General features: G+C 67.0%; 23 protein-coding genes and 1 tRNA gene. 11 read left to right on the forward strand and 13 right to left on the reverse strand.

Features of this window, described 5'->3' with window-relative positions; translation table 11 throughout:
• Nucleotides 1-2: 2 nt before the first annotated feature.
• The 3 genes from ACSQ2G_RS09040 to ACSQ2G_RS09050 form a co-directional block, all read right to left on the reverse strand.
• The gene (locus tag ACSQ2G_RS09040) at nucleotides 3-560 is read right to left on the reverse strand and encodes a hypothetical protein (protein ID WP_436030121.1); all 558 of its coding nucleotides are present in this window, start codon (nucleotides 558-560) and stop codon (nucleotides 3-5) included.
• 540 nt (nucleotides 561-1,100) lie between these two features.
• A complete protein-coding gene (locus ACSQ2G_RS09045) occupies nucleotides 1,101-1,493 on the reverse strand; it encodes a hypothetical protein (protein WP_436030123.1) in 393 nt (130 codons plus the stop codon).
• A gap of 23 nt (nucleotides 1,494-1,516) precedes the next feature.
• A complete protein-coding gene (locus tag ACSQ2G_RS09050; RefSeq protein WP_436030125.1) occupies nucleotides 1,517-2,260 on the reverse strand; it encodes a DUF6065 family protein in 744 nt (247 codons plus the stop codon).
• Between the two features lie 83 nt (nucleotides 2,261-2,343).
• Here ACSQ2G_RS09050 and ACSQ2G_RS09055 point away from each other — a divergent pair, with 83 nt between their 5' ends.
• From ACSQ2G_RS09055 to ACSQ2G_RS09070, 4 genes are all read left to right on the forward strand, one after another.
• Nucleotides 2,344-2,850 (forward strand): prolyl-tRNA synthetase associated domain-containing protein, encoded by a 507-nt coding sequence (locus tag ACSQ2G_RS09055; protein ID WP_436030127.1) that lies wholly within the window; start codon nucleotides 2,344-2,346, stop codon nucleotides 2,848-2,850.
• A 127-nt stretch (nucleotides 2,851-2,977) separates the two neighbouring features.
• On the forward strand, nucleotides 2,978-3,907 hold the full coding sequence (locus ACSQ2G_RS09060) for a tetratricopeptide repeat protein (RefSeq protein WP_436030129.1): 930 nt from the start codon (nucleotides 2,978-2,980) through the stop codon (nucleotides 3,905-3,907).
• A 29-nt stretch (nucleotides 3,908-3,936) separates the two neighbouring features.
• The gene (locus ACSQ2G_RS09065) at nucleotides 3,937-4,602 is read left to right on the forward strand and encodes an LON peptidase substrate-binding domain-containing protein (RefSeq protein ID WP_436030131.1); all 666 of its coding nucleotides are present in this window, start codon (nucleotides 3,937-3,939) and stop codon (nucleotides 4,600-4,602) included.
• 153 nt (nucleotides 4,603-4,755) lie between these two features.
• Nucleotides 4,756-4,956, forward strand: a complete 201-nt coding sequence (locus ACSQ2G_RS09070) for a Trm112 family protein (protein ID WP_310080282.1) — start codon at nucleotides 4,756-4,758, stop codon at nucleotides 4,954-4,956.
• A gap of 133 nt (nucleotides 4,957-5,089) precedes the next feature.
• Here the strand turns inward: ACSQ2G_RS09070 and ACSQ2G_RS09075 are convergent, their stop codons facing one another.
• Complete coding sequence (locus ACSQ2G_RS09075; RefSeq protein WP_436030133.1) at nucleotides 5,090-6,340, reverse strand: UbiH/UbiF/VisC/COQ6 family ubiquinone biosynthesis hydroxylase; 1,251 nt, start codon at nucleotides 6,338-6,340, stop codon at nucleotides 5,090-5,092.
• 93 nt (nucleotides 6,341-6,433) lie between these two features.
• On the opposite strand from ACSQ2G_RS09075, the gene ACSQ2G_RS09080 reads away from it, so the two are divergent.
• Nucleotides 6,434-7,009, forward strand: coding sequence for a cysteine hydrolase family protein (locus tag ACSQ2G_RS09080; protein ID WP_436030135.1), 576 nt, complete (start codon nucleotides 6,434-6,436; stop codon nucleotides 7,007-7,009).
• Nucleotides 7,010-7,830: 821 nt separating this feature from the next.
• On the opposite strand, the gene ACSQ2G_RS09085 is transcribed toward ACSQ2G_RS09080, so the two are convergent.
• Both ACSQ2G_RS09085 and ACSQ2G_RS09090 read right to left on the reverse strand, forming a co-directional pair.
• Nucleotides 7,831-8,262: an acyl-CoA thioesterase gene (locus ACSQ2G_RS09085; protein WP_436030137.1), complete on the reverse strand. Its 432-nt coding sequence runs from the start codon at nucleotides 8,260-8,262 to the stop codon at nucleotides 7,831-7,833.
• Between the two features lie 12 nt (nucleotides 8,263-8,274).
• Nucleotides 8,275-8,571, reverse strand: a complete 297-nt coding sequence (locus ACSQ2G_RS09090) for a zinc-finger domain-containing protein (protein ID WP_436030139.1) — start codon at nucleotides 8,569-8,571, stop codon at nucleotides 8,275-8,277.
• A 144-nt stretch (nucleotides 8,572-8,715) separates the two neighbouring features.
• Here ACSQ2G_RS09090 and ACSQ2G_RS09095 point away from each other — a divergent pair, with 144 nt between their 5' ends.
• Complete coding sequence (locus tag ACSQ2G_RS09095; protein ID WP_056755775.1) at nucleotides 8,716-9,678, forward strand: ABC transporter ATP-binding protein; 963 nt, start codon at nucleotides 8,716-8,718, stop codon at nucleotides 9,676-9,678.
• Between the two features lie 149 nt (nucleotides 9,679-9,827).
• Here ACSQ2G_RS09095 and ACSQ2G_RS09100 read toward each other — a convergent pair whose 3' ends face one another.
• Nucleotides 9,828-10,724, reverse strand: a complete 897-nt coding sequence (locus ACSQ2G_RS09100; protein ID WP_436030140.1) for a 5'-methylthioadenosine/S-adenosylhomocysteine nucleosidase — start codon at nucleotides 10,722-10,724, stop codon at nucleotides 9,828-9,830.
• 209 nt (nucleotides 10,725-10,933) lie between these two features.
• Here ACSQ2G_RS09100 and ACSQ2G_RS09105 point away from each other — a divergent pair, with 209 nt between their 5' ends.
• The 4 genes from ACSQ2G_RS09105 (at nucleotide 10,934) to ACSQ2G_RS09120 (ending at nucleotide 15,326) form a co-directional block, all read left to right on the forward strand.
• A complete protein-coding gene (locus ACSQ2G_RS09105) occupies nucleotides 10,934-12,004 on the forward strand; it encodes a purine nucleoside permease (protein WP_436030142.1) in 1,071 nt (356 codons plus the stop codon).
• 4 nt (nucleotides 12,005-12,008) lie between these two features.
• Nucleotides 12,009-13,325, forward strand: a complete 1,317-nt coding sequence (locus ACSQ2G_RS09110) for an NCS2 family permease (protein WP_436030143.1) — start codon at nucleotides 12,009-12,011, stop codon at nucleotides 13,323-13,325.
• Between the two features lie 60 nt (nucleotides 13,326-13,385).
• Nucleotides 13,386-13,462: transfer RNA gene (locus ACSQ2G_RS09115), tRNA-Arg, on the forward strand.
• Between the two features lie 646 nt (nucleotides 13,463-14,108).
• Nucleotides 14,109-15,326 carry a glycosyltransferase family protein gene (locus ACSQ2G_RS09120; RefSeq protein ID WP_436030145.1) on the forward strand — a complete coding sequence of 406 codons (1,218 nt, stop codon included), beginning with the start codon at nucleotides 14,109-14,111 and terminating at the stop codon, nucleotides 15,324-15,326.
• On the opposite strand, the gene ACSQ2G_RS09125 is transcribed toward ACSQ2G_RS09120, so the two are convergent.
• Both ACSQ2G_RS09125 and ACSQ2G_RS09130 read right to left on the reverse strand, forming a co-directional pair.
• Entirely contained in the window at nucleotides 15,323-16,138 is an 816-nt protein-coding gene (locus ACSQ2G_RS09125) for a hypothetical protein (RefSeq protein WP_436030147.1), read from the reverse strand. The genes ACSQ2G_RS09120 and ACSQ2G_RS09125 overlap by 4 nt on opposite strands.
• 86 nt (nucleotides 16,139-16,224) lie before the next feature.
• Nucleotides 16,225-16,650, reverse strand: coding sequence for a hypothetical protein (locus ACSQ2G_RS09130; RefSeq protein ID WP_436030149.1), 426 nt, complete (start codon nucleotides 16,648-16,650; stop codon nucleotides 16,225-16,227).
• A gap of 552 nt (nucleotides 16,651-17,202) precedes the next feature.
• Between ACSQ2G_RS09130 and ACSQ2G_RS09135 the strand changes: the two genes are divergently transcribed.
• Nucleotides 17,203-19,362 carry a TonB-dependent receptor gene (locus tag ACSQ2G_RS09135; protein ID WP_436030151.1) on the forward strand — a complete coding sequence of 720 codons (2,160 nt, stop codon included), beginning with the start codon at nucleotides 17,203-17,205 and terminating at the stop codon, nucleotides 19,360-19,362.
• A 22-nt stretch (nucleotides 19,363-19,384) separates the two neighbouring features.
• Here the strand turns inward: ACSQ2G_RS09135 and ACSQ2G_RS09140 are convergent, their stop codons facing one another.
• The 4 genes from ACSQ2G_RS09140 to ACSQ2G_RS09155 form a co-directional block, all read right to left on the reverse strand.
• Complete coding sequence (locus ACSQ2G_RS09140; protein WP_436030153.1) at nucleotides 19,385-22,156, reverse strand: TonB-dependent receptor; 2,772 nt, start codon at nucleotides 22,154-22,156, stop codon at nucleotides 19,385-19,387.
• A gap of 289 nt (nucleotides 22,157-22,445) precedes the next feature.
• A complete protein-coding gene (locus tag ACSQ2G_RS09145; protein WP_436030155.1) occupies nucleotides 22,446-23,447 on the reverse strand; it encodes an N-acetylglucosamine kinase in 1,002 nt (333 codons plus the stop codon).
• Nucleotides 23,448-23,449: 2 nt separating this feature from the next.
• The gene (locus ACSQ2G_RS09150) at nucleotides 23,450-24,613 is read right to left on the reverse strand and encodes an SIS domain-containing protein (protein WP_436030157.1); all 1,164 of its coding nucleotides are present in this window, start codon (nucleotides 24,611-24,613) and stop codon (nucleotides 23,450-23,452) included.
• Nucleotides 24,606-25,904 (reverse strand): D-tagatose-bisphosphate aldolase, class II, non-catalytic subunit, encoded by a 1,299-nt coding sequence (locus ACSQ2G_RS09155; RefSeq protein WP_436030158.1) that lies wholly within the window; start codon nucleotides 25,902-25,904, stop codon nucleotides 24,606-24,608. Before ACSQ2G_RS09155 ends, ACSQ2G_RS09150 begins: the two co-directional genes overlap by 8 nt.
• Nucleotides 25,905-25,992: the final 88 nt, after the last annotated feature.

Here is a 25,992-nt window from a genome sequence, read left to right on the forward strand (position 1 = left end):
GCTCAGGCCCTCCGCAGCCAGAGGCCGCCCACGAACAGCCCACCGCCGCCGACCGCCGCCATCCAGAAGGCTAGCCAGGGCTGGAAGAAGAACCAGCCGATCAGGGTGGCGGCGAACACGCTGGCGCCGATCCACAGATAGCGCGGCGCGTAGGCGATGCCGACGCCGGCGTAGATCAGGCCGGTCACCAGGCCCGGATAGACGATAGCCGGTTGGACAGAGGTGGGTTGGAAAACGGCGTAGGTGGCCGCCATGAAGGCCAGGATCGCAAAGATGCCGGCCCCGACCTTCCAGGCCTGGCCCGCCTTGGCCGCGGCCTTGTCGCCGCGGCGGCCGAGCAGGAGGCTCGCCGCGATGCCGATCGCGTCCAGCACTAGCCAGGCGACGCCCCAGCGTTCGGGCGGCAGCGCGCCCATGGCGGTGTAGCCCGCCGCCCACACGACGCCCCAGATCATCAGGATCGGCCCGCCGACCTGGTAGCTCTTCAGCAACCGGCCGCGGCCGGTCGTGGTCTCGATATCGGCCAGCGCCGACGCCGCCTCGGTCTTGGAAATGCCCATCGCACCCTCCTTTGAAGTTCGCGCCCAGAGCGCTCTGTGACGCACAGTTATCATAATCGGTAACTCTGTCAAGCAGAGTATTCTGCCGCCCTCGTTCCTTTCGGCCCGTTTAGGCCGCCGCCCAGGAACCGATGGCTCGTCGAACAGGTTCAATCCGCCACGGGCTGGACCTCGCGCGGCGACGCCCGCGGCGGCGGCCTGAAGAAGGGCGCGAAGGGAGCGGGCGACCCGCGGGTCGGCACGCCCTACGCCATCGACGTCAACGCCGGCCGACGGCCAGGCCACGCCGATGACCTACGACGTCGGCGGCAAGCAGTACCTGGTCATCATGACCGGCGGCCACCACTTCATGGAGACCCCGATCGGGGATCAGGTGATTGGGTATGCGCTGAAGTAGGGGCCGCTCAAATCAGTTGTCATCCGGAAAGCGCGCAGCGCTTGTCCGGGATCCAGGGGCGGCTGCACGGCCTTGGCCCAGTCCCCTGGGTCCCGGACAGCCTCTGCGAGGCTTCCGGGATGACAACTTTTGAGATCCTTCTTCTAAGCGAAGATCTCGGCTTGGTTCTCGACCGGTCGATACGGCCGTCCGAGCAGAGCCCAGTTCATCTTGCGCCAGTGGGGCAGGGTAAGGGCCAGATAGATCGTCAGGGGGATCAGGACGACGAACGGCCCAAGAATGGGAAAGCGCTCCCGCCATTCGAGATGCGCAAGATGGCGCGACACCAGCGACCAGCCCACGCTGGCGACATGCAGCAGGATTGGCCAGCGGCTGAGGCGCGCCAAGGCGATCGCCTTGTAGGCCAATATCGCCACGCCGATCAGGATCGAAACCGCGACCTGAGGCCGAGCTTCGGGCATCGCGATCCTGGCCAACTGAACGAATGACGGCAGGGCGATGAGAGAAAACAGGACCACGGCGATCCAGATCGACAACGGCGTGCGGTGCGGTCGCGTCCTCACCCGACCTTCGGCGCCTTCAGCCGTCGCTTGTTGACGTGGGCCGCCGGAGCCGGAGCCTCGACCTCCTCCGGGTACTCGCCCTTGAAGTAGAAGCGCTGCCACGCCTCCTTCATCGCCTCGGGCTCGCGCTTGAAGATCCGGGCGTTGAACTCGCCGCGCTTGGCGGCCCAGGTGTCGTACTGCTTGCGCAGGTCGGGATTGGAGTTCATCGACCGGATCACCGGCTGCACCTGCTCCAGCGGCTTGTCCTGGATCATCATGAAGAAGCAGAACGGCTCGCCCTTCTCGAACCGCACCGTGCCGGGGCGGGTGAAGATCCAGTTCATCGTGAAGGGGAAGGGCAGCCAGTCGGTCTCGACCAGCCCAGCCAGCGGCTGGACACCGTCTTTAATGTGGTTCGGCGGACCCATGGTCCAGATCGACCAGCCCGGCGGCGTGCGGAACAGGTAGCCGGTGTGGAAGGTGATCGTGCCGCGCGAGAAGTGCGACTTGACGAAGTCGTCGAAGCCCGGATGCGGATGGTCGGACCGGAAGGTGATGCAGTTCTGGTGCGCCCCGCCGTCCCAGGTGGCCGTGAAGCCGACCGGGCACAGGATCTCCCAGCCGGTGGTGTTGGCCATGGTCAGGGGCAGGCAGCGATAGGGATGGCGGTCGGCGAAATGGTCCATCCAGGCCCGTTGCGGCCGGCCCGGCACGATCTCGGGCGGACGGGCTTCGGTGGGGTAGCACTCCAGTTCCATGCGGGTCTCTTCTCGAACCAGTTTTCGTGGGGCCTGCTTTGCCGTCTGGTCTAGCGGGCGTGGGCTCGGCTAGGAAGTCCCTCATGAAGACCCGCGCCGACCTGCTGTCCTTCCTCGACGCCCACGGCGTCGCCCATTCCACCCTCGACCATCCGCCGGTGTTCCGGGTGGAGGAAGGGCAGGAGATCAAGGCGGCCCTTCCGGGCGGCCACACCAAGAACCTGTTTCTCAAGGACGTCAGAGGCCAGCTGTGGCTGATCTCGGCCCTGGGCGAGACGGCGATCGACCTCAAGCGCCTGCACACGGTGATCGGCTCGGGCCGGCTGTCGTTCGGCAATCCGGCGCTGATGCTCCAGACCCTGGGCGTGACGCCCGGCTCGGTCACCGCCTTCGGCCTGATCAACGACACCGACCGTCGCGTGCGCTTCGTGCTCGACGCGGCCCTGGCCAGGGCCGACCCGGTCAACTTCCACCCCCTGGCCAACGACGCCACCACGGCCGTTTCGCAAGCGGGCTTCCGCCGGTTCCTGGCGGCGCTGGGGATCACGCCGATGATCGTCGATTTCGCCGCCATGGCTGTGCTTCATTAAGCCGATCGACCGATTGCGAACCGCGCGCCGAGAGACCATCTTGGCCGCCAGGAGCGACCTTTCCGTCCCGCCCCCGCCGATCCATTCGGCGCCCCGTGCGTTCAAGACCCGCGTGTAGAGAGACCCCATGGCCCTGATCGGCGAAAAACCCGCTCCCATCCAAGCCGGCGGCCCCAATGGGCAAGGGGGGGCCAAGAGCGCCCACATCAAGGACGGCACGGACGCCAGCTTCATGGCCGACGTCATCGAGGCCTCCAAGACCCAGCCGGTGATCGTCGACTTCTGGGCCACCTGGTGCGGCCCGTGCCGTCAGCTGACCCCGGCCCTGGAGAAGGCGGTCAACGCCGCCGGCGGCGCGGTCAAGCTGGTCAAGATCGACGTCGACAAGAACCCCGGCTATTCGGGCCAGCTGCGCGTGCAGTCGATCCCCACCGTCTACGCCTTCGTCAACGGCCAGCCGGTCGACGGCTTCCAGGGCGCGGTGCCCGAGAGCGAGATCAAGGCGTTTATCGGACGCTTGTCCGGACCGCCGGCCGAGAGCGACGTCGATGCCCTGCTGGCCATGGCCAAGGAGTCGCTGGACCTCGGCGACCTTGGCGGCGCGGCCCAGGCCTTCGCCCAGGTGCTGCAGATGGACCCCGCCAACGTCAAGGCGATCGGCGGCCTGGCCCGCTGCTACCTGGCCGGCGGCGACCTGGAAGGCGCCCGCGAAGTGGCGGCCACGGCCCCCGCCGGCGCCAAGGACCCCGATCTGGAAAGCGTCCGCGCCGCCCTGGTCCTGGCCGAGGACGCGCCGTCCGAGACCGCGCCGTTCGAAAAGCGCCTGGCCGCCAATGTCGACGACCACGAGGCCCGCTTCGAGTTGGCCAAGGCCCTGGCCGGCGCCGGCCAGCTTCAGGCCGCTTCCGACCATCTTCTGACCATCATCGAACGCGACCGTGCCTGGAACGACGAGGCGGCCCGCAAGCAGCTGCTGACCGTCTTCGAGGCCGCCGGCTACGCGTCGGAAACAGCCAAGGCCGGCCGCAAGCGGCTGTCATCGATCCTGTTCAGTTAGGCCAGGTTGGTCGGATAAGGGAGCGTCGCATGCCAGGATCCTATCGAAGGGCGGACGACCTGCCGCTGGTGATCCCGGTGTTCCCGCTGGACGGCGCCCTGCTGCTGCCGGGCGGCCAGCTGCCGCTGAACATCTTCGAGCCGCGCTACCTGAACATGTTCGACGACGCCATGTCGGGCGAGCGGATCATCGGCATGGTCCAGACCCGTCCGGGCGGCGAGGTCGAGCGGCCCAACCTGGCGCCGGTGGGCTGCGCGGGCCGGGTGACCAGCTTCGCCGAGACCAGCGACGGCCGCTACCTGGTCACCCTGACCGGGGTCTGCCGCTTCCGGGTCGGCGACGAGCTGCCGGCCCGCGGACCCTATCGCCAGGTCCGCGCCGACTTCACGGCCTTCGAGGCCGACCTGCGCGAGGGGACGCCCGACAGCGCCGCGTCCGGCGACCCCTCGTCCCTGCTGGACGCCCTGCGCCGCTATCTGGACCATCGCGGCCTGGCCATCGACTGGAGCAGCGCCGAGGCCGCGCCGTCCGACGCCCTGATCAACAGCCTGGCCATGGCCCTGCCGTTCGAGCCGGTCGAGAAACAGGCCCTGCTGGAAGCCCCGACCCTGGCCGAACGCCGCGAGACCCTGGTGGCCCTGCTGGAGATCGACGCGGCGGCCGGCGACGACGAAGACCCGACGATGATCCAGTAGGCGTCCTTGCGTCCTTCGAGGCTCGCCTTCGGCGCGCACCTCAGGATGAGGAACTCACAGCCACGACGCGCCTCATCCTGAGGCGCCCGCGCAGCGGGCCTCGAAGGACGCAAGACGTTTGCCGTCGGTGAAAAACCTCTTACAACACGCCCCATGACCGCCGCACCCCCGCCCCCGCCCGCCGATCTGGACCCGCGCCTGCTGGAGGTGCTGGTCTGTCCCGTCACCCGCGCGCCGCTGTTCTACGACCGGGCCCGGGGCGAGCTGATCAGCAACACGGCCAAGCTGGCCTATCCGATCCGCGACGGCGTGCCGATCATGCTGCCCGAGGAAGCCCGCAGCCTGGAAGAGTAGCGGCCGCGCTGAAGATTCTCCCCCCCCGTGGGGGAGGTGTCGGCGCAGCCGACGGAGGGGGGAGTCATCCCGCCTCATCAACACTCCCCCCACCGATCGCTCCGCGATCGCCTCCCCCACAGGGGGAGGACCGTTAAAGCGCCACGCCCCGCAGCAGCTTGGGCAGGTCGCCCACCCCGCCGCCGGCCTCGTGCATGAAGAACCGCCGGGCCGGAGCGATGCGGTTGACCGCCGCCATGCCCACGCCGCGCGCCAGGCGCAGCAGCGGATTGTCGTTGGAGAACAGGCGCACGAAGCCGTCGAAGGCCAGGGCGTTCGACACATTGTCGAACCGCCGCCAGCGGGCGTAGCGCTCGAGCGTCGCCTCGGCCCCGATGTCCTCGCCGTTGCGCAGCGCCTCGGCCACCACCTCGGCCAGGGCCGCGGCGTCCTTCAGGCCCAGGTTCAGGCCCTGGCCGGCGATCGGGTGCACGCCGTGGGCGGCGTCGCCGATCAGGGCCAGGCGCGGGGCGACCAGCCGCTCGGCCAGCGACAGCGACAGCGGATAGACGAAGGTCGGACCGGCCATCTCGACCGTGCCCAGGAACTCGCCGAACCGCCGCATCAGGTGGGCGTGGAACGCTTGCGGCGAGGCGGAGCGCAAGGCTTCGGCGCGGTCGGTGCTCTCGGTCCAGACCAGGCTGGCGCGATTGTCCGTCAGCGGAAGAATGGCGAACGGGCCGCCGGGCAGGAAGTATTCGTGGGCCACGCCCTGGTGCGGATGCTCCATGCGCACGGTGGCCACCACGCCGCTCTGGCCATAGCTCCAGCCGATGTCGCCGATGCCGGCGGCCTTGCGCAGGACGCCGTTGCGCCCCTCGGCGCTGACCACCAGAGGGGCCGACAGCGCGCGGCCGTCGGTCAGGGTCAGGGTCGCGCCGGCGGGGGTGACCTCCAGGGTCTTGGCGGCCGCCGGGGCCAGCACGGTAATGCCCTTGGCGAGCACCGTCCGGGCCAGGGCGGCGCGGATCTGGCGGTTCTCGATCAGGTAGCCCAGGGGCTCGCCCTCGGAGCGGTCGGCGATCTCGGCGCTGTCGAAGCGCAGGAAGAAGGGCGAGGGGGCGCCCGTGCTCGGCCCGGGCGTCTTGCCGTCGGTGACCAGGATCTGCTCGATGCGCTGGGCGTGGGGGGCCAGGGCCTCGCCGGCCCCGATCGCCCGCCACTGGCGGAACGACGAATAGGCGATGGCCGACGAGCGGCCGTCGAAGCTTTCCGCCAGCTGGGCGTCGAACGGCTGGGGATCGACCAGCAGGGCCTTGACCCCGGCCGAGGCCAGGGCGAGCGCCAGGGTGGTCCCGGCCATGCCGGCTCCGGCGATGATGACGTCGGCGTCGTGGTCGCGCATGGGCGGATATGGCGCTTGGGGGGCGGTGGTGTCTAGGGGCGCTCCGGGCGCAATCGCGTTGCTAAGCTTGGCGCTGTTGCGCAAACTGGACCCATGAGCTCATCGCCCGCCCATCCTGCACCGGTTCCCGTCGCCCTGATCCTGATCGACATGCAACGCGGCATGCTGCCTGAGAACACCGGGCCCAGAAACAATCCAGGCGCCGAGGACAACATCGCGCGGCTGCTGGAGGCGTGGCGGGCGCGAAAGCTTCCGGTCGTCCATGTGCGTCACATGGGTCGCGCGCCAGGGGGATCGTTCTGGCCGGGGTCGTCCAACTGCGAGTTCCAGCCACGCTTCGAGCCGCAGGCGCACGAGCATCGGCTGGAAAAGAACGTCAATGACGCCTTCGCCAACAGCGGTCTGGAGCGGTGGCTTCGGCTGCGGGATATCTCGCGCCTTGTCGTTGCCGGGGTGAGCACCAACAACTCGGTGGAGGCAACGGTACGAGCGGCCTTCTGCCTCGGGTTCGAGGTCACCCTGCCAGGCGACGCCTGTTATACCTATGACAAGACCGACATCCTGGGTGTCGCCAGACCCGCCGAGGACTGGCATGTGACGGCGCTGTCGAACCTGCATGGCGAGTACGCGACCGTGACCTCGACGCAGGCCATCGTCGCGGGCCTCTAGGGCGCGGCGTTCCGCCCTACGGCAACGGCCGCGGTTTGCTGTCCTCGTCTATGGCCACGCGACGCCGGGGACGTGCTCTCACGGCAAGGCGCCGGCAGGTTCGCGGAGCGGTTGGGGTGAGTGCATGTCCTCAGCGGACCCGCTGAGTTCGGTGTTTAGGTCCCATGACGCCGTGGATGAGGTTGGGGACATGCACTCACCCGACAGTCGTGGATCGATCCGCGAGGCCTTGCCGTGAGTGCACGTCCCCGGCTTGCGCTCGGCGTTCAGCTAATAAAGTCTCAGGATTCCAACGTCCTGAACTTTCTCGACCCAAGTTGATCCTCCCCCTTCCAGACCGCCCTTATCCTGACCTCACCTCGACGCAGGGAAAGGGCGCATGGCCAGCGACCGATGCGGCGGCGGGGGGCGATCGAGCGGGAAGCTCCGTCGGCGGTCCCTTGGGACCAAACCTCGCGTCTCTGGTGCCGGCTGGGCTCGGAACACGGATACAGCGTGGCGCGAGGGCTGGCGGAGCAACAGGCGGGCGGTGACACGCCCGCGGTCCGGGACCGGGGTTCGTTGACCTGGCCCGCCCGTCGGAGGCTTCAAGGCGGCGAGGCCCCAACAGGGCTCAGCGCCGCGGGCTTCCGGATAACGACCGCGCGGAGCGATCGGGCTTCGTCGAAAACGGTATTCATTTTCAAACTCCGGACGATGTCCGGCGCTCCGCGTCCCTTTCCATCAGCTCAGCGGCAGACCGCGTGAGGCGGCGAACACTTTGCCCCCTCCTGACCGCTTCGCGGTCTGTCCGCCCCCAGAGGGGGCGGAGCGCTTGGGTCCTACGGCAGGGGCCGGGGCTTGCGATCGTCGCCGATGGCCACGAAGGTGAACACGCCTTGGGTCACCTTGTGGGCCTGCTCGCCGTCGCGGCGGCGGCGCCAGGCCTCGACCTCGACCTTCAGCGAGGTGCGGCCCACGTGAACCACCTTTGCGAACAGGCTGACCTCGTCGCCGACGAACACCGGGCTGAGGAAGGTCATGCCGTCGACGGCGATGGTGGCGCAGCGGCCGGCCGCGCGGTGGAAGGCGATCGAGGCCGCCGCCAGGTCCATCTGCGACAGCAGCCAGCCGCCAAAGATGTCGCCTTCGGGATTGGTGTCGGACGGCATGGCGATGGCCCGCAGCACCGGGGCCTCGCGCGGCCACTCGGCGGCCTCCCAGGCCTTGGCCAGGGATTCGGCGCGCTGCAGCGCGGGGATGATGTCGCCCATCGCGGCGGTCGCCTAGTGGCCGCCGGAGCCTTCGTAGACCCCCGGGGCCAGCTGCTCGTCCTCGTCGTGGCCGGCGGCGGTCGAGGCCACGAAGCGGCGGTCGCAATAGGGGCAGTCGACGAAGCCGGCCGCGCCCATCTCCAGCCAGACCCGCGGATGGCCCAGGGCCCCGCCGACGCCGTCGCAGGCGATGCGGTGCGAGCGGACCATGACGGTTTCGGGCGCGGGGCCGGCGCCGACCTCGACAGCGCCCAAAGTGTTTGGCGGCTCCATGGCGGTGGGAGCGGTGGACTTGGCCTTGCGCGCCATGTTCGTGAAACCCTTGAAAATCAGACGCGGCCTTGGCGTGGCGGCGATGCAGGCATACCTATGCGACCCATCGCGCCGTCGTCAATTGAAGGCGCGCCCCTTCGTTTCCCAATACCGCTGCAAAGCGGCGCATCTGGACGCTCCATGGACCTGCCCGCCTACGCGATCGAAGCCGAAGGCCTGTTCAAGACCTATCCCGCCACCAAGACCGCACCGGAAAAGCGGGCCCTGAACGGCATCGACCTGAAGGTGCCGCGCGGCTCGATCTTCGGGCTGCTGGGGCCGAACGGCGCGGGCAAGTCGACCTTCATCAACATCCTGGCCGGCCTGACCCGCAAGAGCTCGGGCAAGGTGCGGATCTGGGGCCGCGACATCGACGAGCGGCCGCGCGACGCCCGCGCCGCCATCGGCGTGGTGCCGCAGGAACTGGCCGCCGACGTGTTCTTCACCCCGCGCGAGTCGCTGGAGGTGCAGGCCGGCTTCTATGGCGTGCCCAAGAACGAGCGCCGCACCGACGAGCTGCTCAACGCCCTGGGCCTGGGCGACAAGGCCAACGCCTATGTCCGCCAGCTGTCGGGCGGCATGAAGCGCCGCCTGATGGTGGCCAAGGCCATGGTCCACCAGCCGCCGGTGCTGATCCTCGACGAGCCCACCGCCGGGGTCGACGTCGAGCTGCGCCGCCAGCTCTGGCAATATGTGACCGGCCTCAACCAGCTGGGCGTGACCATCGTCCTGACCACCCACTACCTGGAAGAGGCCCAGGAGCTGTGCGACCAGATCGCCATCGTCAACCGCGGCGAGGTGGTGGTCTGCGAGCCGACCGGAACCCTGCTGCGCCGGATGGACAGCCGCAACGTGGTGGTCACGCCCGAAGAGCCCGTCACCGTCGCGCCGCTGCTGCCCGGCTTCGAGACCCGGCTGCGCGGAGCCGGCGCCTTCTCGGTCTCCTACCGCACCGGCCAGTCCAGCGTCGAGCAGGTGCTGGCGGCGGTCCGCGCCGAGGGGCTGAAGATCAAGGACATCGCCACGGAAGACCCGGACCTGGAGGACGTGTTCGTGTCGCTGACCTACGGCGATCCGAACGCGAAGGACCCGCTGAAGACCTGAACTTGCCTAAAAGGTCCTCCCCCTGTGGGGGAGGTGTCGGCGCAGCCGACGGTGGGGGGGGTATTCGGCCGATGGCCACAACCCGGATCGACGATCCGACAACTCCCCCCATCGATCGCTACGCGATCGCCTCCCCCACGGGGGGAGGATCAGGGCAGCGCCTTGACGAACGCCCGGACCACTGTCGCCGAGTTCTCGGCCGCGAACTTCAGGAACACCGGGAACTGGTTGCCGGCCGGGTCGCCGCCGGCCAGGTCCGACAGGCTGCGGAAGGCGATGAACGGCGTGCGGTTGACATAGGCCACCTGGGCGACGGCGGCGCTTTCCATGTCCAGCACCCGGGCGCCGAACACGTCGTGGGCATATTGCCGGAAGGCGGCGTTGTCGACGAACACCGGCCCCGAGCCGCCCACCCCGCCGACCACCACCTTGGGCGGCTTGGCCAGGCACTGGTCGGCGGCGCAGCGCTTCAGGGTCAGGCCCTCGACGCTGCGGCGGGCCAGGTCCAGCAGGGCCGGGTCGACCGGGAAGTCCTTCAGGTCCTCGGACTTGCCGTCGTCGCGGGTCACGGTCACGGCGCGCGGATACATCATGCCGAAGTTGGTCCGGCCGTCGGTCAGGCCCGGCGTCGGGGCGAAGCCGCCGGGAATCTCGCGGGCATAGGCCATCTCGGACGACTGCACCCAGCGCTCGGGGGCGACCACGTCGCCGACCTCCAGCGCCGGGTCGGCGCCGCCGGCCACGCCGGAAAACACGATTCGCTCGATCCTGAACCGATCCAGGGCCCCCTGGGTGGTCATGGCGGCGTTGACCATGCTGATGCCGCTGAGGAACAGCACCACCGGCTTGCCCTCCAGGGTCCCGGTGACGAACCGCGTCCCGGCGGCGGCGTATTCGTGCTTGTCGACCGTCGCCGCCTCCAGGGCCGCCAGTTCCGGCGGGAAGGCGCTGATCACCGCCGTGCGCGGGGCGGGATCCAGAGGCTCGGCGGCCTGGGCGGAAAGGGGCGCGCTGGCCAGGAGGAAGAGGGTCAGGAGGAGGCGCATGGGGGCTTTCGAGATGAAGGCGATTCGCCGGCGACCCTAGCCGCCGCGCCGGCCATGAGGCGAGGCCTCCCGCGTCGCCGAGCCAAGGATCGGGCGCCGACGCCTCGCGGGTGGGCAGCGCAGGGCGGGGCCAACGCTCCCGGCGATCCCCGATTGCGTCGCGGGCCGCATCGGTGGAGGTTCACCGCCGGATTTCAGGTGGGGCTTGTATGCGTATTTTGTGGTTTCGGATCGTCCTGGCGCTGACGCTCGCCCTGGGCCTCGGCCTGGCCGGGGCCCAGGCGGCACCCGGCAAGCGCCTGCCGGTCAAGGTGGTGATCGTCACCACGTTCGAGATCGGGGCCGACACCGGCGACATGGCCGGCGAGTTCCAACCCTGGGTCGAGGGCTGGCCGCTGAAGCACGAGATCGCCATTCCCGGCGTCCGCCACGTGGCCCGCTATTCCGACGACGGCGTGCTGGCCATCGTCAGCGACATGCGCGGCCGGACGCGGGAGAGCGTGGCGGCCCTGATCCTGTCGGACCAGTTCGACCTGACCAAGGCCTACTGGATCGTCAGCGGCATCGCCGGGGTCGATCCCGCCGTCGCCTCGGTCGGCAGCGCCGCCTGGGCCCGCTACGTGGTCGACGCCGACCCGATCTATGAGCTCGACGAGCGCGACATGCCCGCCGACTGGCCCTACGGCCTCTATGCCGACAACGCCGAACGCCCCAACGTGAAGGGCAAGGCCCCGGGCTCCAGCGCCATGGTTTGGAGCTTGGACAAGGGCTTGGTCGACTGGGCGTACGGCCTGACCCGCGACGTCGGTCTGCCGGATTCTCCGGGCCTGCAGGCTCTGCGCGCACCCTATGCGGGGGATCCCGAAGGCCAGCGACCGCCGTTCGTGCTGCGGGGCGACGCCCTGGGCACGGTGCGTTTCTGGCACGGCGCCCACCGCACCCAGTGGGCCCATGACTGGGTGAAGCTCTGGACCGACGGGGCCGGAACCTTCACCATGACCGACTGCGAAGACCAGGGGATCCTCGACGTGCTCGACGCCCACGCCGCGTCCGGAAGGATCGACCGTCGCCGGGTGCTGGTGCTGCGCACCGGCAGCAACTATTCGCGCGGGCCGCTGGGCCAGGCCAGCCTGCCGCACGTCTTCCACGGCGAGGGGCTGAAGGCCGGGTTCGACGCCACCTTCCGGGTCGGCGGCTTGGTCGCCCGTGAGCTCGTCGCCCACTGGGACCGCTACGCCACGACCCTTCCCACCGCCACCCCGACCGGCCGGAGCCGCTAAGCCCATGCTCGAACGCCTCTTCGGCCTCAAGGCCCAGGGAACCGACGTCCGCACCGAGGTGCTGGCCGGCGTCACCACCTTCATGACCATGGCCTATATCGTGGTGGTCAATCCGGCGATCCTGGGCGAGGCCGGCATGCCGGTGGCCGCCGTGGCCGCCGCCACCTGCCTGGCGGCCGGCTTCGGCTCGATCCTGATGGGGTTGATCGCCAACTATCCGCTGGCCCTGGCCCCCGGCATGGGGCTGAACGCCTATTTCACCTACACCGTGGTCAAGGGCATGGGCGTGCCGTGGGAGACCGCCCTGGGCTGCGTCTTCCTCTCGGGCGTGGCCTTCCTGGTCCTGACCCTGGTCGGGGTGCGCCAGATGATCGTGGCGGCCATCCCCAAGCCGCTGTTCTCGGCCGTCGCCGCCGGGGTCGGGCTGTTCATCGCCTTCATCGGCCTGAAGGAGGCGGGGATCATCGTCGCCAGCCCGGCCACCACCGTGGCCCTGGGCGACCTCACCACCCCGACCGCGGCGGTGGCGATCCTGGGCCTGGTGCTGATCGCCGTGCTGCAGGCCTGGCGGGTCAAGGGGGCGATCCTGATCGGCATCCTGCTGGCCGCCGCCGCCGGCTGGGCCCTGGGCCTGGCCAAGATCGCGCCCGGAACCTCCAGCCTGGCCGACCTGACCGCCACGGCGTTCAAGATGGACGTCCTTGGCGCCTTTCACCTGAAGGGCGGCATGGCGGTGGCCATGCTGGAGATCATCTTCGTCTTCCTGTTCGTCGATCTGTTCGACAATGTCGGCACCCTGGTGGCGGTGACCAAGAAGGCCGGCCTGCAGGCGCCCGACGGCTCGATTCCGCGGCTGAACCGCATCTTGCTGGCCGATTCGGCGGCGACCATGATCGGCGCGGCGGCGGGCACCTCGACCGTGGTCAGCTATATCGAGAGCGCCTCGGGCGTGACCGCCGGCGGCCGCACCGGCCTGACGGCGGTGGTGGTCGGCCTACTGTTCTTGGCCACCCTGTTCTTCGCCCCGCTGGTCCAGGCGATCCCGGCCGCCGCCACGGCTCCGGCTCTGATCCTGGTGGGCGCCCTGATGGTCGGCTCGCTCGTCGACGTCGACTGGGCCGACCCGACGGTGGCGATCCCGGCCTTCCTGACCCTGATCACCATTCCCCTGACCTTCTCGATCGCCAACGGCCTGGCGTTCGGCATCACAAGCTACGCGGTCCTGCGCCTGCTGACCGGCAAGATCACCAAGGCCGACTGGCTCCTGCTGGTCCTAGCGGCGCTGTTCGTGGTCCGCTTCGTCTATCTGGCGAAAGGCTGAGAAAGACCCGTTTGCGCCGACGCTGCCTTTCGGCTAAGACCGCGCTTCCGCAAGGCGGAAGCACCCGTAGCTCAGCTGGATAGAGCGTTGCCCTCCGAAGGCAAAGGTCACACGTTCGAATCGTGTCGGGTGCGCCAATCCCCATAAGGGATTGAGCGTTTCAAGCGATCCCCCTCCGTTCCGCCAGTCCGCGGAAAGTTCGCGTTACGGGTTCTGGCGAGGGTCAGGGGAGCCTCCAGGTCATACGAAAAAGCCCCGCCGAGGCCGCCACCTCGAACGGGGTTCGAATGACCCGCCGCTCACGAAGCTTGGGTCGGGACCAAGTCTATAGGCCCGCCTCCGTGCCCCGCAATCCGACTATCTCCGGGCGCCGGAGCGGTGGCATGAGCCGACTCCTGGGTCTCAGAATTTCATCGCCGAGAAGCTCGCGCAGCTCCAGGTTCTGACGGACACCTCGCTGACGCCACTGGCGAAGACGCTGGCGGCTCCTCATGCACGTCCTGAACTCGAAAACGGGCGACGGCTATCGTTCTCGAGCGTGGCTGGCTGCAGGGCATCGCCCTGTTCCGCTCCAGGCCGCCGGGCCTGCGTGCGGTGCTGGCCAGAACCAAGAGCGAGTTACCGACGACGCGCGAGACCTCACCAAGACGTGCGCTCGCCGTCGCCAGGAAGGGGAAACCGAGCATCACTCCCCGCGGCCGCGACTCATACGCACGAACAGCACAACCTTGTATCGTGTAGCTTAAGATTGTATTCGAATGCTAGTGGCTTGGAGTAGAGTGCGTGCGGGCTGTTTTTATCAAGGGCCAGTCGGATTACGACGCCACCCGCGTGTTCGTTGATGAGTTGGCTGGCGCTTTCGAGCGTGAAGGATACGCGTCCGTCGTGATCGACGCTCTTGGGGAGCCAGACCTCCAAGAGACCCTTCGGCGAGAAGCCGCGGCTGGCCCAACCGAGCTCATCTACACCGTCGGAATGCTAGGGGAACTGCGGGACAAAGACGGTCGCTCCCTGGGTCAAATCTTCGGTGCGCCGCATGTGCTGCACCATGTCGACTACCCCCTCAGCCATCTCGAACGCTTGGAACAGACCGCTTCTGAAACCGCGCTCCTGGTCGTCGATCCAACCCACGTTGAAGCGGTGAACGCCACGTTCGGACAAGATCGCTTCGCCGACGTGGCGTTTGGACCGCACGGCGCGGTTGGCGAGGCGTCCAAACCAGAGCTTGACGCCGAAGAGTTCAGCGATGGCCGCCCCATCCCAATTTTGTTCGCGGGCACCTATTACGGACCTGGACGGCCGCCATGGTCACACGAGCAGGGCTTGGTGCGCAGTCTCTTTGACACCGCCCTGGAGATTGCGCTCGGGGCGGAGTTCATCCCCGCCCTGGACGCCATGGATCATTCCTTGCGCGCCCATGGTCTGGACCCAAGCGATCCGAATCTGCAGCGGACGCGAAAATTCGCGACCACAATCCACGAGCAGGTGCGTCAGGTTCGCCGTCTAGCTTTGCTTGAGGCTGCCGGAGCGGCGGGATTTCCCCTCCACATCGTCGGCGGCGGGTATGGCGACAGGTTCGACCATTTCCCCTCGTTTCGTTTGCTCGGGGCGGCTAGCTTGCCCAACGTCTCGCGACTGATGCGGACCGCCAAACTCGTCCTCAACGTGAACGCAAACTTCGGTGCGGGCTCTCATGAGCGCCCATTGACGGCGATGCTCGCGGGCGCCGCCGTGGCGTCCGACCACGGCGCCTGGTGGGCGGAGCATTTCGTCGAAGATGGGGAAATCATGCTCTATCGCTGGAAGGATCTCTCGGCTGGTTTGGAGCGCGTCGCCGCCCTGCTTGAGGATCCAGAGGCGGTCTGGCGGTTGGCCGGGGCTGGACAGCAACGGGTGCTTAAAGAGCATCGCTTTGATCAGCGTGTGCAGACCGTGGTCGATGCAGCTCGGAGGGCCAGAACTCGCCGCCTCGATCTGTTCGGCCCGATGGAGGCGACCTAAGCTACGGTCTTTGCTATCGACCCTTGGACGTAGCCGGCGGCGACGCCCCCTTTGAACGAGGTATTCCCGACCAGCTTCTGCGCCTCGGGAGACAGATCAACCCGATCCTTGATCTCCTCACGACCACCGAAGAGGTCGGAGATCTGCTTGGCCCACGCCGTATCCTGCTGACCCGACTGCAAAAGCTTGAGCGCTTTCTGCATTTGAACGTCTTTGGATGACCCCGGCGCCGGCTCGGAAGCCTGAGTGTCTTCGACATATTTGCTGAGCTTGTAGGCCGAAGCCTTGACGTTGCGCCAGTCAGCCTCATTCGCATAGGGCTTGCCGCCGATCAGCGAAGCGTTGATGCCGCCGTTGAAGAGGACCTTCTGGTCGTCGGCAGAGAAGCTATCGAACGCCTCCACTTGGCCACGGATCGCCGTCGACCCACCCTGGAAGCGGTAGGCTTGGTACTTCGCCACGTAGCTGTCTTGCAGTGCTTTAACCTTCTGCCCCATCGCGGAGTCGGTCAGCGCCTGCCCGACCGAGAGGCTCTCGTCATGAGTGGCCCCCTTAAGCTGGCCGTTCACCCACAGATCTTGAATGCTCGAGAGGGCCGCCAACTGTTCGTCGGCACTGAACTTGCCGCTCTTGTCGTTCAGTGTAGCCTTGAGTTGCTCAACCAAGGCGCGGTTAGTTTCGTAGGGAGATGCCGACGCGTCAGTCGTCGCGGTCCCGCTTGTCGTCGCCGTGGCGTCGCTCGCTGGCGCTGTCGCTGCGCCGACGGTCGGAACGGGCTGGATCGGAGTGGCGGTGATCGCTGGAATTTCCACGTCGGCACCTAAAAAATCAGCATGAGTTGAGCAAACCTAAAGGTTCGCACCTTAACATTGTGTTCTTGGCGATCGTGGATGGTCGCCTAGAACCCCGACATATTGGCATTCACCGAATACCAGCCCAGGCTGGTGTCCTTATAACCAAAGACGGCATTGCAGGTCGTGGTGGCGCCCGCCGGATAAGGCGCGGCGGTCAGCGAGAAATTGTACTTGCCGCTTGAGAGGTAGACCGTCGTGGTATAGGCGCAGCCCGCTGTGCCAGTGGGATTGGTGTAGATCACCGTCCCGGACAGCACCGTGCTGGAAGTGACAGCGGTTCCGGTTGTCGTCCCGCCACCGGCTGCGATCGGTCCAAAGCCCGTGGGGCTGGGGAGCGAATTTGCGGCCAGAGCGACGGCCTCCGAGCCGTAATTGATGATTGTATAGCTGCCGTCTGGCGTGGCCAGCGCGGCGCTAGCCGAGCCAAGGAGCGCGGCGGCGGCCACCGCGGCGATCGCGAAATTCTTCATAAGGGTCTCCGTGAACAGCGGACAAATTGCCCAGCCACAACCTAGGGCGGTTTTTTACCCACGCAACCTGAATCTTGAGTTTAGATTGCCATTTTGAGTAGTTTTTTCCTATTGATGTATGAAATCAAATCGCTAGGCTCGCCGCGTTGTTAAAGCGAACCAGGTCTATATGTTTCATCGTATTGACATGCCGGCGAGTTTTCGGACTTATCGTCGTAGATATACTAAAAAATCGTTTGCCAGATTAGAATACATCCCGTCCGGATCTCAAGTATTTATCGCGACGCCGCTTGGCGGGCTGGTGCTATCAGCAGCCGCGATTCCCTCCGAAGTTGATCCGCTCAATAGTCAAGTTATCGCTGAGGTTGTTTTGACCCGAAGCGACGGCTTAAGGATTTCTAGCCAGGCCTTCGTCGAGAGCCGGAAAGCTCTTCGATCCCGAGAAACGCCCGCGTCGAAGACACCCGCTCTGTTTGCGGGCGGCGCATTCGATCACGCTCCATCGCGTGCATGGACCTCCCCAACTGTCGGGATTGAAGGATAGGCGTCACAATGCCTTGGCTGCTCGCTCTCTCCGCGACGCCCTCCGTCCCAACGCCCGCCACGCTTGCCCCTCTTGGGGGCCAGGCGCTGAGCGAAGCGCCGACCCAATTGGATGGCGTCGTTGTCGCCGCCCGACGTGGCGCGGCGCGGCAGGCCCCGGAACTGGAATTTGACGGAGCCGAGGTCGACGCCCTTGGCGCCGGCGATATCGGAGAGGTGGTTAGCCGCCTCAACGAGACGATGGGCGGGCGCGGATCGCCCATCGTCATCGTCAATGGCAAACGCCTCGCCGATCCAGAAGTGTTCATGTCACTCCCCGCGGACGCCTTGGCGCGTGTCGAATTTCTACCGACCTCAGCCTCGGCGGCATATGGCGGAGTCGATCCGTCGCGCCGCGTGGTCAACATCGTCCTGCAGCAGAAATTCGTTGGGCGCGACGCCCTTTTGAGCGTTAAGCGGCCGACAGAGGCCGGCGCGGAAATAGCTGCGGCCGATCTTCGACGCTCGTCGATCCACGAGATGGACATCAACCAGTTTGGCGCCTGGATCGAGCGTGACAGCGCGCTCCGCGCCGACGAACGGTCCGACTACATGGTCGATCACCCGGGAAGGGGATCCACGACGCTTCGTCCGCAGACAGAGCGATTGGCCGCCAACTTTTCGGTCACACGTGCGATGGGGGCATGGCGTGGCTCACTCGGTGGCAACCTGCAAAGCCAAAGCAGCCATTTCGTTTCTGTTCCGGACGGACAGGACCTCCTGAATCGGACTCGGCAGCGAAGTCTGAACTTGACCGGTGGGCTGACTGGCGAGATGGCGCACTGGTCGCTGCGCGCCTCGGCGGCTGGCCAACTCTCACGAGCGGACTCGGCGGGTCAAAGCTCGACCTCGTCGGAAAGCAGGTCCTTAAACTTGAGCCTGTCCGCCAGCCGCAACCTGCTGGAACTTCCTACAGGTCCCGTACCAGTCGAACTCTCCGCCCAGGCATCGCGCGGTCGTTTTTTCTCCGAGCAGGATGTGTTCCGAAGCCGTTTCCAAACCCAATCCGGTGAGATCCGCGCGCAAGTGTCGTTGCCGATCTTCAGCGCCGCGGCTTCTGACGACGTCATGCCAAGACGTGGTCCAGGCGAATTGAACGTGAGCTTGGGGGGAGGCGCCAAGTTCACCGACCTTGGGCGGGGACACGCCATCAGCGCCGGTCTCAACTGGGCTCCCGCCAAGGCTGTAAGCTTTAACGGCGCTTGGTCGAGAACGACGGAGACACCATCCTACCAACAAAGGTTCGCCCCAGCCCGATACGGGACGCCCACAGTCGTCTTCGATTTCCGCGACAGCCGAGCCGTCGAGATTTCTCCCCTTACGGGAGGCAATTCGTTGCTGCGGGTCGCCACCCAGGACATCGCCATGGCCGGATTAGCGGTGGGCCCGTTCACGACATGGCGGATCTCTGGACGAGTCAATTATCGCCACAGCAAGTCGTCTAACGAGATCGGTAGCCTGCCGGAGCCAACGATCGACATTGAGGCGGCCTTCCCTGAGCGGTTCAAGCGTGACGACCAGGGACGCCTGATAGGTCTAGACCTTCGGCCGATAAATATTGGCTCCAGGGCCACCTCGGCTCTGCAGTCAAACCTCAACGCCGCCCTTCCGACGCCTGTGGGCCCTGGCGGCGCGTCGGCAAGAGTTCAGGTCTCGTTGAACCACATTTGGCGTTTCGACGACCTGACGCAAATTCACCAGGGCTTGCCGCGCATGAACAGGCTTGCGGGCGACGGCGGCGGGACGCCGCGTCACGAGCTGGTTTTCAGGCTTGATGGCCGCAGAGGCGCCTGGGGTCTCAATGCCACCGCCGACTGGAAAAGCGGCTACCGCATTCGCCGCGACGTCGGGCGTGATGGCGGCGGGGACTTGGCTGTGAAAGCCATGGGGACCACGAACCTGGAGCTTAGCTACGATGTCCCGCGCCGCGCCTCCTTCAACTCGCCTCTTGCGGGCGCGCCACCGACACGCAGACGCGCTGGCCTGACCCTGACGCTCGGGATCGACAACCTCCTGGATACCCGGCCAAGCGCGCGGCTTGCCGACAATCGCGCCGTCGCTGGCTATGGGCGCGACGACCGCGACCCCCTTGGTCGGCTGGTCCGGCTGGCGTTGGCCGGCCGCTTCTAAGTTCTAGCCCGGCGGCGCGCTATCAGAAGCGGTAGCTCAGGCCCAGCTTGTAGCTGGCGCCGTAGCGATAATAGCCCTGCGGCAGCATCGGATTGCCGTTGATGCTGTAGGTGTTGGCCTTGTCCAGAAGGTTCTGGCCCTCGAGGGAAATGTCCATCTTGTCGTTGATCTTGTACGACGCATGGGCGGTGACCCAGGTGATCGGATCGGCCTTTTCGTTGTAGCCGGCGCCGAGCACATTGACGGCCGTCGTGAAGCCCGCGGTGCGGTCGCCCGAGAGGCTCAGCGACACCGGACCGTGGTCGTAGAACACGACCAGCGAATAGACCGACGGCGCAATCCCTTCCAGCGGACGCTCCTCGTCGCCGACATAGCTCTTGGCCCAGTTGCGGGTGTATTGCGCGCGCACGCCCAGGCCGTTGTCCAGGAAGTGCTGCAGACCGACCTCGACACCCTTGACCGTGGCGTGGTCGCCGTTGATCGGACGGCTGATGTTGAACAGATGGCCCGGGACGCCGATGTCCTGGCCCGGCTCCCAGCTGCTGGTGATCTGGTCCTTGATGCGCTTGCCGAAGACGGCGACGTTGAACACCGAGTTGGGCCGGAAGTAGTACTCCAGCGACACGTCCACCTGCTTGGCTTGGTAGGGCTTCAGCTCGGCGTTGCCGCTGTAGACCTGGGTGAAATCGCCCCAAGAGACGCTTTCGGTCGTGCTGGTCGGAGCCAGGGTCGCGACCGACGGGCGGGCCATGGTCTTGGCCGCCCCCAGGCGCAGGCGCAGTTCGTCCGTGAAGCGGTAGTTGAAGTTGAACGACGGCAGAGCGTAGGTGTAGGTGTTGTTCTGCTCGATGGCGGTCGGCGGGGCATAGACCGCCGTGTAGTTGAACGCGCCGTTTTCGATCACTTGCAGGATCTTGGCGTCCCAGGCCTGGGCGTTGGTCTTGGTGCGCACGACGCGAAGCCCGACATTGCCGGTCCAGCGTCGACCCTCCAGATTGGCCTGGACGAAGCCGGCCCAGGTTTCTTCCCCCACGCGGTAGCTTTGCAGCGGGTTCCAGGCCGGCGCGGCCTTGGAATAGTCGTACGTGCCGCCGCCCGGGCGCGGCTTGCCGTCATAGGCGGCCAGCGCCGCCTGGTAGCTGGGAACGTCGAAGGCCAGGAAGGTGCGGGGGAACTTGGAGTCCACCTTGCTCATGAAGTTGGGCAGGGAGAAGCTGTCGGAAATGACGTCGCCGCCCAGCGCGCCCACATTGATCGCGTAGTTGCCGGAATAGTAGTCGGCCCCGCCGGTCAGGGCGTTGTTGACTAGGTCGCGCGACTTCTTGCGGTCGGTGTAGTTGACCCCGAACTGCACATTGTCCAGCCAGCCGAACTTGGCGTCCCAGGCGCCCTTGAACGACGCGCCGGTGATCTTGTCGTCGATATTGTCGCCCGCCAGCGAGAAGTAGTGGGTGTTGAAGTCGGCCTCGCTGAACTGACCCTTGGCCAGGCCGCTGCTCAGTTCGCGGCCGTCGTCGAAGTTGACCGTGACATTGGGCACGCGCTCGCCGGTCAGTTCGATATGGGCGCTGTTGGGCTGGTTCATGCGCAGGACGACATAGCTGTCCTGGCCGCCCGAGTGGCGCTTGGAGGTCGAGCGATAGACGTCGCCCGTCAGGGTCAGCCGGTCCGAGACGTGCCATTCGGCGTTGGCCCCATAGAGCTGGGTCTCGACCACGCGGTAGGAGGTCTGGTTCAGCAGTTCCGGATTGAGGCGCATTTCCGGATCGGGATTGGTCATGTCGAAACTGGTGACGATGCCGTTCTTGATCACCATGTTGGACCAGCGGCCCGGCGCGTAGAGCGGGTAGAACGACTGCTGGTAGCCGACCTGCGGCGAGTCCAGCTTGGTGGTCAGTCCGTCGACGACCAGCTTGAAGCTGTCCGACGGCCGCCATTCGAGCTTGCCGGTGAAGGCGTGGCGCTTCTTCTTCTCCAGGATGGAGCCGACGCGGAACTGGCCCGGACCGATCAGGCCGTATTCCTCGGGGTCCAGAACGCCGTTGTTGTTCGGGTCGATCGAGCCGCCCCAGGCGTTGCCGGACGTCCAGCTTTCATCGTTGGGATCGGCGTTGCGCGTCCAGCCGCCGTCATTGCCGGCCACGTCCGTGCGGTCGTCGCGCTTTTCCAGCACCACGCCCAGCAGCAGGCCCAGCGTGTCGCCGGCGAAGGTGTTGCTGTAGACCGCCGACAGCTTGCGGCCGTCCAGTTCGGACATCTGGTTGCGATCGCCCTCCAGCCGCACGATGCCCTGCTGGCCGCGCCGATCGAAGGGGCTGGCCGAGCGCAGGTTGATCAGGCCGCCGATGGCGCCTTCGGTGTTGGCCGCCTCGGCGCCCTTGATCACGTCCGCGCCGCTGATGACGTCGGAGGGCAGCACGTCATAGGCGAAGTCGCGCCCCGCGCCGTCGGTGGCCAGGATGCGCCCGTTGAAGGTGGACAGGGTGTATTCCGGGCCAAGGCCGCGGACGCTGACCTTCTGGCCCTCGCCGCCGGCCGTGCGCGAGATCGATACGCCGGTGATGTGGCTCAGCGAGTCGGCGACGTTGTCGTCCGGGAACATGCCCAACTCCAGGGCGCTGATCGAGTCCTGGACCGTGGTGGCGTCGCGCTTGAGCTTGACGGCCTTGGCCACGCTGGCGCGCACGCCGACGACGACGACCTCCTCGACCGTTCCGTCGTCGGGGGCTTGGGCGGGAACCTGGGCGATGGCCGCGCCCGCGGTGAGCAGGGCGACGATGCTTGCGCCGGCCATGACGGCCCCCCGGCGTGATGGACGACATGACATGGCGAACCCCTTTTCCTCGCTTGACTGGACGCAAATTCCGAAGTTTCGGTTTGCACCCTATTTATAATATAAAACGTAACAAGCCTTTCGTTGTTCTGTCAAATCGCTACTTAACGAAAGTGTGTATCAAGGGCATGTTCGTTGCCAGAATGTCGAAATTTCTATCACGGACCCGGATAACTCACTGTGTGGGGCCGTATTCGGCACCAACCGGATCGCGGAGCGGACGCCCTTTCGGTTGGCGGCGGTGCGAACGTCAGTTTCGGTTGGACACGCCGCCCGCCCAAACCGGGTCCGGCGTTCTGGGCGCCTGCCCGCTGAGGCGCGCCGCGTAGAGGGCCGCGCCGATCGCCGGACTGAAGCGCGGCGCGACAAGGCGGTAGTCGGGCGAATACAGCGACAGCTGCTGGCGGAAGGGCTGGAGGATGAGCTCGCCGCCCTGAAACACCCCGCCCGAATAGGACAGGTTCACCGGCTCGCCGGGCGGGTACCGCAGCCGCTGGCGGATCGCTTCCACGATCGCCGCCAGCTCGCGGCCGGCCTCCGTGAAGATGCGCCGCGCGGCCTCGTCGCCTTGCGCCGCCGCTCGGGCGACCAGGCGTGACAGGCCGGCGATGCGGTCGCGCTGGGGCGCCGACCGGGCGTAGACATAGGCGCAGACGTCCAGGTCGTTCTTCAGCTCCAGCTCGCGGGTCAGCAGGTCGTGCAGCGGTCCGCGCGGCAGGCGGCCGTCGGTCATGCGCGAAAAGGCGTTCAGGCCCTGCACGGCGATCCAGTAGGCCGAGCCCTCGTCGGAAAAGACCTCGCCCCATCCGCCGCCGCGCGCCGTAAGGCCCTGGCGCTCGCCATAGCCGATGGAGCCGGTGCCGGCGACGATGTTGATGCCGTCCTCGCCGCCCAGCGAGCCCGCCCAGCCGCAGATCATGTCGTTGCCGCAGGCGTAGCGGCAATGGCCGAGCACCGCCTCGGGGATCACGTCGAGAAAGGGCTGGACCTGGGAGTCCTCGCCGTGGGCGGGCAGGCCGAAAAAGGCGAAGAGAACCTCGTCGGGCGCGGCGCCGGCCTTGTCGAGCACGGCGTGGACGCCTTCGTGGAGCAAGACGTGCAGGGCCTCGAAACCGACCTGGATATGATAGCTGGACCCGCCTTCGTGGCGGGCCAGCTCGCGGCCGCCGGCGTCGGTCAGGACGAAGGCCGTCTTGGTGCCGCCGCCGTCCACGCCCAGAAAATAGCCCGCGGGCCGGTTCGCCTGGTCCATCGTCAGCTCAGCTCGTGGATGCGTACGCCCTGGACGACGCGGTTGACCGTGCCCGAGGTGTTGGGCTTGTCCGGCGCCAGCCCCAGGCGCAGGGACTGGAAGAAGGCGAAGATCTGCGGCGCCACGATATAGGGGAACAGCAGTTCGGCGTCGTCGGCCGTCTCCAGTCCCTGCGCGCTCAGTTCGTCGCCCTTGGCCAGGCCCACGCCGTCCTGCGCCGTGATGGCGATGACCCGCGCGGCGTCGTCGTCGCGTCGCAGCTCGCCGAGAAGGTCCAGGTCGTAGCTGCGGGTGTAAGTGTTGTTCGAGAAGAAGACGACGACCAGGGTGCGGCTGTTGACGATGGTTTTCGGACCATGCCGGAAGCCGAGCGGCGAATCGAACATCGTCACCAGGGCGCCGTTGGTCAGCTCCAGAAGCTTGAGCCCCGCCTCCCGCGCCAGGCCCTGGAAGATGTGGCTGCCCAGATAGACGACGCGTTCGTAGCCTTCGGCGGCCGCGGCCTGCATGACGCCGGCATAGTCGCCGATCATCCGCTCGGTGGCGCGCGCGATGGCGTCGATGCGTCCGTCCATCGCCGTGACGCCGCTGAAGACCGCCAGCGCCGCATAGGTCATGCACGAGAAGCTGGACGTCATGGCGAAGCTGCGGTCGTGCGTGGCTTCGGGCAGCTGGAGGGTCAGGCCGCGGGACCGCTGCGCATAACCGGCCAGCGCCCCGTCGGCGTTGCAGGTGACGACTAGGTGACGCACGTCCTTGACCAGGCGGTCGGCCAGCTCGACGGCCGCCAGGCTTTCGGGGCTGTTGCCCGAACGCCCGAACGAGACCAGCACGGTCGGCGTGTCGGCTTCGAAATAGAGCTGCGGGGCGCAGACCAGGTCCGTCGTCGGGATCGCCTCGACCCGGCGGCCCAGCCGCGCGGCCAGGACCGGCGCCAGGCATTGGCCGATGAAGGCCGAGGTGCCCGCGCCGGTCAGGATGACGCGCAGCGTGGGCAAGGCCAGGAGCGGCTGGAGAAAGGTCTCGATCTCGGCCTGGCGCGCCATCAGCAGCGCTTGGGTCTCGCGCAGCATGGCCGGCTGCTGGGTGATCTCGCGCGCGGTCCACAGGCCGCCCAATTGGCTTAGCGCGGACTCGGTGAGGCCCAGATAGGTGACGTCAGGCATAGGCGGGCTCCGGCTCGGCGGTGCAGGCGGCGCGATAGGCGTCCAGCGTCGCGCCGATATGGGCGATCACCAGATTGGCCGGGCTGGGCGTCAGGCCGGCGTTGCGGATCGCCGCGTAGGCGTCCGGCAGGTACTGGCTGATCAGCGCCAGGGGCGGGCGGTTGTCGGTCAGGTTGGCGAACATCACCTCCTGGGCCGCGATGATCTTCGGGTCGGGCCAGTAGTAGCGTATCCGGTCGGACAGACTGTACTGCAGGTCGAACTGCAGGTCCGCGCCGGTGGCGTGATAATATTTCGCCCAGTTACGCGGGTCGGCCTTCATGCGCTCGACCGCGACCTGGCGGAAGCGCGAGGCGCGATCCTCACCGATCCACTCGCGCTCGATGGCGTCCAGGGCCCAGAAGGCCTCGCGCAGCGCGAAGGTGACGCCCGGCCCGACCTTGAGGATGGCGAAATGGTCTTCGACCAGGGCCTTGAGCGCCCTGGGTGTCTGGTAGTCGGTCGAATGGGCTTCGAAGACGATGTGCGGCTGGCCCTCGATCGCGCGGCTCAGGGCGGCGGCCTTGGCGCGGTCATAGTCAATGACCTTGTGGTGGTCGAACTCGACGCCCGGCTGCACCACCGCGGCGATGACGCGCGGCCAGGCGTGCGAGAGTCCTTCGGTCGCGAAGATGGCGCGGTGGGCCTCGATCGTCCCGAGCGCCGCCTGGGGGGTCGTCACCTCGAGGTCCGGCAGGTCCTCGGCCGCGCCGCCGGGCACGGGCACCTCGGTGCCGATGACATAGACGCACGGCTCGCCGCCGACCCGCCGCTGCGTGGATTCGGCGACGCCGATCAGGCGCGCGGCGCGGCGGGCGACGGTGTCTTCCGGCAGGGGTGTCGGATCGTCGGCGCACGACATCGAACAGTCGGCGTGGATCTTGCGAAAGCCGGCGGCGACATACTGCTCGATCAGCACCTCCGCCTTGGTCATGGCCTCGTCGGCGCGAAGGCCGGTCCACGGATTGGGCCCCAGGTGGTCGCCGCCCAGGAGGATGCGCTCGCGCGGCAGGCCGACCTTGTCGGCGATGGCGTGGACGAAGTCGCGGAACAGGTCCGGCGTCATGCCGGTATAGCCGCCGTCCTGGTTGACCTGGTTGCAGGTGGCTTCGATCAGCACGACCTCGACGCCCGCCTCCAGCGCATGGACGAAGGTCGCCTCGATGACCAGCGGGTGGGCCGAGCAGACCGAATAGATGCCGCACGCCTGACCGGACTTATGCCGGGCGACCAGATCGAGCATCGCCTTCATGAAGAACCCTTTCGATGAACGGGTCCAACCTAGCGCAACCCAAAACGCAACGCAATGAAAGCAATGAAAACGAAAGATGGATATTTCG

This window comes from Caulobacter sp. LjRoot300 (assembly GCF_964253875.1).
Taxonomy (GTDB): Bacteria; Pseudomonadota; Alphaproteobacteria; order Caulobacterales; family Caulobacteraceae; genus Caulobacter.

What these genes read in the sequence shown, in the direction of transcription:
- ACSQ2G_RS09070 (WP_310080282.1), top strand. Translation starts at nt 4,756, where the DNA reads ATGACCGCCGCACCCCCGCCCCCGCCCGCCGATCTGGACCCGCGCCTG.
- ACSQ2G_RS09060 (WP_436030129.1), top strand. Translation starts at nt 2,978, where the DNA reads ATGGCCCTGATCGGCGAAAAACCCGCTCCCATCCAAGCCGGCGGCCCC.
- ACSQ2G_RS09155 (WP_436030158.1), bottom strand. Translation starts at nt 25,904, where the DNA reads ATGAAGGCGATGCTCGATCTGGTCGCCCGGCATAAGTCCGGTCAGGCG.
- ACSQ2G_RS09065 (WP_436030131.1), top strand. Translation starts at nt 3,937, where the DNA reads ATGCCAGGATCCTATCGAAGGGCGGACGACCTGCCGCTGGTGATCCCG.
- ACSQ2G_RS09080 (WP_436030135.1), top strand. Translation starts at nt 6,434, where the DNA reads ATGAGCTCATCGCCCGCCCATCCTGCACCGGTTCCCGTCGCCCTGATC.
- ACSQ2G_RS09145 (WP_436030155.1), bottom strand. Translation starts at nt 23,447, where the DNA reads ATGGACCAGGCGAACCGGCCCGCGGGCTATTTTCTGGGCGTGGACGGC.
- ACSQ2G_RS09135 (WP_436030151.1), top strand. Translation starts at nt 17,203, where the DNA reads ATGCCTTGGCTGCTCGCTCTCTCCGCGACGCCCTCCGTCCCAACGCCC.
- ACSQ2G_RS09040 (WP_436030121.1), bottom strand. Translation starts at nt 560, where the DNA reads ATGGGCATTTCCAAGACCGAGGCGGCGTCGGCGCTGGCCGATATCGAG.
- ACSQ2G_RS09095 (WP_056755775.1), top strand. Translation starts at nt 8,716, where the DNA reads ATGGACCTGCCCGCCTACGCGATCGAAGCCGAAGGCCTGTTCAAGACC.
- ACSQ2G_RS09050 (WP_436030125.1), bottom strand. Translation starts at nt 2,260, where the DNA reads ATGGAACTGGAGTGCTACCCCACCGAAGCCCGTCCGCCCGAGATCGTG.
- ACSQ2G_RS09100 (WP_436030140.1), bottom strand. Translation starts at nt 10,724, where the DNA reads ATGCGCCTCCTCCTGACCCTCTTCCTCCTGGCCAGCGCGCCCCTTTCC.
- ACSQ2G_RS09075 (WP_436030133.1), bottom strand. Translation starts at nt 6,340, where the DNA reads ATGCGCGACCACGACGCCGACGTCATCATCGCCGGAGCCGGCATGGCC.
- ACSQ2G_RS09090 (WP_436030139.1), bottom strand. Translation starts at nt 8,571, where the DNA reads ATGGCGCGCAAGGCCAAGTCCACCGCTCCCACCGCCATGGAGCCGCCA.
- ACSQ2G_RS09105 (WP_436030142.1), top strand. Translation starts at nt 10,934, where the DNA reads ATGCGTATTTTGTGGTTTCGGATCGTCCTGGCGCTGACGCTCGCCCTG.
- ACSQ2G_RS09150 (WP_436030157.1), bottom strand. Translation starts at nt 24,613, where the DNA reads ATGCCTGACGTCACCTATCTGGGCCTCACCGAGTCCGCGCTAAGCCAA.
- ACSQ2G_RS09085 (WP_436030137.1), bottom strand. Translation starts at nt 8,262, where the DNA reads ATGGGCGACATCATCCCCGCGCTGCAGCGCGCCGAATCCCTGGCCAAG.
- ACSQ2G_RS09140 (WP_436030153.1), bottom strand. Translation starts at nt 22,156, where the DNA reads ATGGCCGGCGCAAGCATCGTCGCCCTGCTCACCGCGGGCGCGGCCATC.
- ACSQ2G_RS09130 (WP_436030149.1), bottom strand. Translation starts at nt 16,650, where the DNA reads ATGAAGAATTTCGCGATCGCCGCGGTGGCCGCCGCCGCGCTCCTTGGC.
- ACSQ2G_RS09110 (WP_436030143.1), top strand. Translation starts at nt 12,009, where the DNA reads ATGCTCGAACGCCTCTTCGGCCTCAAGGCCCAGGGAACCGACGTCCGC.
- ACSQ2G_RS09055 (WP_436030127.1), top strand. Translation starts at nt 2,344, where the DNA reads ATGAAGACCCGCGCCGACCTGCTGTCCTTCCTCGACGCCCACGGCGTC.